4 protein-coding genes are annotated in these 5047 nt (G+C 66.9%); all 4 read right to left on the bottom strand.

Going from position 1 to position 5047, the window contains the following annotated elements:
- Positions 1–140: 140 nt before the first annotated feature.
- The 4 genes from purF to folC all read right to left on the bottom strand — a co-directional run bounded on the left by purF (position 141) and on the right by folC (position 4816).
- Positions 141–1607: an amidophosphoribosyltransferase gene (gene purF, locus ABB27_RS17945; protein ID WP_057630505.1), complete on the bottom strand. Its 1467-nt coding sequence runs from the start codon at positions 1605–1607 to the stop codon at positions 141–143.
- Positions 1608–1636: 29 nt separating this feature from the next.
- Complete coding sequence (locus ABB27_RS17940) at positions 1637–2371, bottom strand: CvpA family protein (protein ID WP_057630503.1); 735 nt, start codon at positions 2369–2371, stop codon at positions 1637–1639.
- A 75-nt stretch (positions 2372–2446) separates the two neighbouring features.
- The gene (locus tag ABB27_RS17935; protein ID WP_057630502.1) at positions 2447–3475 is read right to left on the bottom strand and encodes an SPOR domain-containing protein; all 1029 of its coding nucleotides are present in this window, start codon (positions 3473–3475) and stop codon (positions 2447–2449) included.
- Positions 3476–3541: 66 nt separating this feature from the next.
- A complete protein-coding gene (gene folC / locus ABB27_RS17930) occupies positions 3542–4816 on the bottom strand; it encodes a bifunctional tetrahydrofolate synthase/dihydrofolate synthase (protein ID WP_057630501.1) in 1275 nt (424 codons plus the stop codon).
- Between the last annotated feature and the right edge of the window lie 231 nt (positions 4817–5047).

Here is a 5047-nt window from a genome sequence, read left to right as displayed (position 1 = left end):
CTTGCGCTGGCGCAAGGGCGTTCGAGGGGCAGCGAACCGATGGTTCGCAAACTGCCCCCCTCACCCCGCAGGGAAAGGGGCTTTGAGCGCTGCGTGCGGGAGTGGGCTTTGAGCACGCCGCGCAACAGCGCGGCTTGCGGTCAGGCGCGGCGCTGGGTCTTGGCTTCGTCCGAACGCAACTGCTGGATGCGCTCGAAGTAACCGGGTTCGATACCGGTGACGTACTCGCCGTTGAAGCAGGACGAATCGAATTCCTTCAGCTCCGGGTTGCCTTCGCGTACGGCAACTTCCAGGTCTTCCAGGTCCTGGTAAACCAGCCAATCGCAGCCCAGGTGCTTTTCGATTTCCTCGACGCTGCGGTTGTGTGCGACCAGTTCCTCGGCGGCCGGCATGTCGATGCCGTAGATGTTCGGGTAACGCACCGGCGGCGCGGCGCTGGCCAGGTAGACCTTGCGTGCGCCGGCATCGCGCGCCATCTGTACGATCTGCTGGCTGGTGGTACCGCGCACGATGGAATCGTCCACCAGCAGCACCACGCGGTTGCGGAACTCCAGATGGATCGGGTTGAGCTTGCGGCGCACCGACTTCACCCGCTCACCCTGGCCCGGCATGATGAAGGTGCGGCCTACGTAACGGTTCTTGACGAAGCCTTCGCGGTACTTCACGCCGAGCACGTTGGACATCTCCAGCGCGGCATCGCGCGAGGTGTCCGGGATTGGGATGATGGTGTCGATGTCGTGATCCGGACGCAGGCGCAGGATCTTCTCGCCCAGCTTCTGGCCCATGCGCATGCGCGCCTTGTGCACCGACACGTTGTCCATCATCGAGTCCGGTCGTGCGAAGTACACGTACTCGAAGATGCACGGCGTCTGCTGGGTGTTGGTGGCGCAGATTTCGGTGAACAGTTCGCCGCGTTCGGTGATGACCACCGCTTCGCCCGGTGCCACATCACGCACGCGCTCGAAACCGAGCACGTCCAGCGCCACCGATTCGGAGGCCACCACGTATTCGTCGCCTTCGGCGTGGCTGCGCTTGCCCAGCACCAGCGGGCGGATGCCATGCGGGTCGCGGAAAGCCACCAGGCCCAGGCCCAGCACCACGCTGACCACCGCATAGCCGCCCTTGCAGCGACGATGCACGCCAGCCACGGCGCGGATGGCCGCTTCCGGGGTCAGCATGCGCTGCGCGTCCAGCTCATAGGCGAACACGTTCAACAGCACTTCGCTGTCCGAATCGGTATTGATGTTGCGGCGATCGGCCTCGAACACCTGGCGACGCAGCGCCTCGGTATTGATCAGGTTGCCGTTGTGCGCCAGGGCGATGCCATAAGGCGAGTTGACGTAGAACGGCTGCGCCTCGTCGGTGCCTTCCGAACCAGCGGTCGGGTAGCGCACATGGGCGATGCCGATGCGGCCCTGCAGCAGCGCCATGCGCCGCTCGTCGAACACATCGCGGACCAGGCCGTTGGCCTTTTCCACGCGCAGGCGGGTGCCGTCGGCGGTGGCGATGCCGGCCGCATCCTGGCCACGGTGTTGGAGGACGGTCAGGCCGTCATAAAGCTGCCCGGCGACGTTCTGGTTGCCGACGATTCCGACGATGCCACACATGTTGCGCGATCTCCGCTGGGCGATGCCCGTTAACGTGAAGGTGGCCGTGCCTGGCCCTGAGGCTCAACCCGTATCGGCTTGAGTTGACCCGGGCGCACCTGCGCCGGATCGATGTTGGAGGGCAACGCCCCCGCCGGGTCAGCTCGGCCTTGCTGTCCGCTGCCTTGGCGGGGATCAAAACGCGTCCCCTCCAACTGCGCCGGTAGCAAGCCACTGCCCGCATCTGCTTCGTTCGGTCCGCCATTATCGCCTGCCAACACCGACTTCCCCAAGTCCATCAGCGCCATTGCCGGCGATTCAGGTGGCTGCGGCAGTTTCTCGCGCAGCTTGTCGGCCATCGGCTGCAGCCAGGGCAGCACGGAGGACTGGCGCCAACCGGCCTCCTCGCGCATCGAGGTGAAGCCCAGCAGCAGTACCGCCAGCACCGCGAACAAGACCCCGCGCAGCAGGCCCAGGGCCAGCCCCAGCAGGCGATCCGGCCATTTCAGCAACACCGTGGCATCCACCACCCCGCGCAGCAAGCGCCCCACCAGGCTGGCCGCCAGCAGCACGCCGACGAACACCAGCAGGTAACCGCCGGCATAGTCGCCGGCACTGGGCTGGGCCTGGCCGGCCAGCAGCAAGGCCGCGCGCTCGCCGTAGTAGAACGCTGCCGCGCCGGCCAACAGCCAATTCAGCACGCCCAGCACGGTTGCCAACAGGCCACGCATCAGCCCGAACAGGGCCGATACGCCGATCAGCGCCAACAGCGCCAGATCAATCACCGCATGCCCCGCGAAGGCGCGATGGCGTCATGTGAGCGGTCAGCCGAATACAACGCCGCATCAAGGAACACCGCATCAAGGATGGGGGCGGACCATGCCGGCAATGCCGACCTTGGCCGCGACCTGTGCCTTGAGCTGTTCAGCCTGTTCGCGGCTGGCGACCGGGCCGATACGGACGCGGTTGAGCACGCCGTTGTCGGTGCGCACCTGTTCGACAAAGGCACTGAAGCCGGCCGCGCGGGCGCGGTCACGCAGCGCATTGGCGTCGGCTGCCTGGCCAAACGCCCCCAGCTGCACGGCAAAACCGACGCCGCTGGCAGCCGGTGCCGCCGGCGTGGTGACCGCCGGCTTGGCCGGTGCCGGCGTTGCCGCGACCGGACGCGCCGGTTCGGGCTTGGGTGCTTCCGGCTTGGCAGCGGGCTTGGGTTCGGGTTTGGGCGCTGCCGCGACCGGCTTGGCCGGCTCCGGCGGCAAGGCCTCGGTGCGTACCGGGGCAGTTGCGGCCGCCGCTGTGGCGGTGCTGCTGGCCGCTGCAGCAGCCGGGGCAGGTGCCGGAACTGCATTTTCGGCAGCGGCGTTGAGCACCACGACCTGTGCATTCACATCGTTGCGAACCTTGCCGGCCTCCAGCCGCACCAACTCGGCTTGGGCACGATCGGCATACGGGCCGATGCGCACGCGCCAGGCCTGGCGGCCATTGATGGTGTCGGCCTGGCGGAAGCCGGGCAGATTGGATTTCTTCAGGTGCGCGATCACCGCATCGGCATCGGCCTCGCTGCCATAGGCACCAAAGTTGACCGCGTAGTTGCCAGCGGCAGCCGACGGCGGCAAGGCACTGGCCGACGGCTCGGGCGCTGCGGCGACGCCGGTTTCCGGCTGCGCGGCAGGCATGCCCACGGCGCCGCCTGCCGGTGCGCCGGGCGCTACCAGTGGCAGTTCGCGGGTTTCAAACTGGCCTTCGCCAGGCGCTGCAGGCGCGCTCAGCGGCACGTCCTGTACGCCACTATCGGGCGCCGGGCCTTTGACCAGCATCGGCAGGAAGATCACGGCAAGAGCCACCAGAACGATGGCACCAATCAGTCGCTGTTTCAGAGGAGTATCCACAATTGGCGTATGCGCGGCGCGGCGGAGTGCCCCGGTGATTATATGCGGGGCACGCGCGGCAGCGTCTTAGTCAGCTGAACGGAGCAGTGGCAGTGCTTCGGCCACCGTATGGAAGGAGCCGAACAGCAGCACCCGGTCGCCCTGCCGGGCTTGGCCTACTGCCGCCTCCAGCGCCTGGGCAACCGTGTCGGACAGCGTGGCGCTCGCGACGTCGGTCTGTGCCACACGTTCACGCAACTCAGCGGCAGTCTGCCCGCGGGCGCCTTCGAGCCCGGCCAGGAACCAGCCATCAACCTGTCCCTGCAAGGCCTCGACCACCCCGGCCGCGTCCTTGTCAGCCAGCGCGGCATACACCGCCAGGGTACGGCCAGCCACCGGCTCGGCCTTCAGTGCAGTCGCCAGGGCGGCGGCAGCCTGCGGGTTGTGGCCGACATCCAGCAGTACTTCAATGCCGTGGTGCTGGAAGCGCTGCAGACGCCCGACCACCCGTGCGTCGGCCACGCCCTGCGCCCACGCGGTGCGCGGCACCGGCTTGTCCAGCGCGCGCAAGGCGGCCACCGCGGTGGCGGCGTTGTTGCGCTGGATTGGCGCCCACAAGGCCGGCTGCGGCAATTCCAGTCGGAACGAAACGTCACGCCAGCGCCACAGCTCGGCGTCGATATCCTCGGCAAAGAAATCGCTGCCGAAGCGGATCGCATTGGCGCCAAGTACATAGGCACGACGCAGCACGCTCGAGGGCGGATCGATCTCACCCAGGATCACCGGTTTCCAGCCGCGGATGATGCCGGCCTTTTCCTCACCGATAGCCTCGCGGTCGTTGCCCAGCCAATCGGCGTGGTCGATATCGACGGTGGTGATCACCGCCACATCGGCATCGATGATGTTGACTGCGTCCAGGCGCCCACCAAGACCGACTTCCAGCACCGCCAGATCCAAACCGGCCTGCTGGAACAACCACAGCGCGCACAGCGTGCCGTACTCGAAATAAGTCAGCGGGGTATCGCCACGTGCGTCTTCGACCGCATTGAAACCTGCCACAAGGCGGGCGTCATCCACGTCCTGGCCATCGATGCGCACGCGCTCGTTGTAGCGCAGCAGGTGCGGGGAGGTGTAGGCACCCACCTTCCACTCCGAGGCACGGGCGATGGCTTCGATGAAGGCCACGGTCGAGCCTTTGCCATTGGTTCCGCCGACCACGATGCAATGCGCGGCCGGTTGCCCCAGCTGCATGCGCTTGGCGACTTCGCGCACGCGCTCCAGCCCCATCGCGATGGATTGCGGGTGCTGCTGTTCGATATGGGCAAGCCACTGTTCAAGCGTGGCGGGACGGGCGGAAGACATGCGAAAGACTCTCTGGATCATGGACCGGCGTTGAGGGCCGACTGCGCGTTGCGCGCGGGAATAACGCCCATGATACAGCGGCCGCTGCGTGCGGCCGCCAAGCTTGCCGGCATGTCATGCCGGGACATGCGTAGTGCCGAGCCATGCTCGGCAGAGGCTTGCCCGGTAATGCCCCAGCCGAGCATGGCTCGGCTCTACAGGTCAGGAACCCGCATCAAGCCGCGAAGAGCG

It is taken from the genome of Stenotrophomonas terrae (assembly GCF_001431465.1).
Lineage (GTDB): Bacteria > Pseudomonadota > Gammaproteobacteria > Xanthomonadales > Xanthomonadaceae > Stenotrophomonas > Stenotrophomonas terrae.
This window is presented reverse-complemented; position numbering and strand designations above follow the sequence as displayed.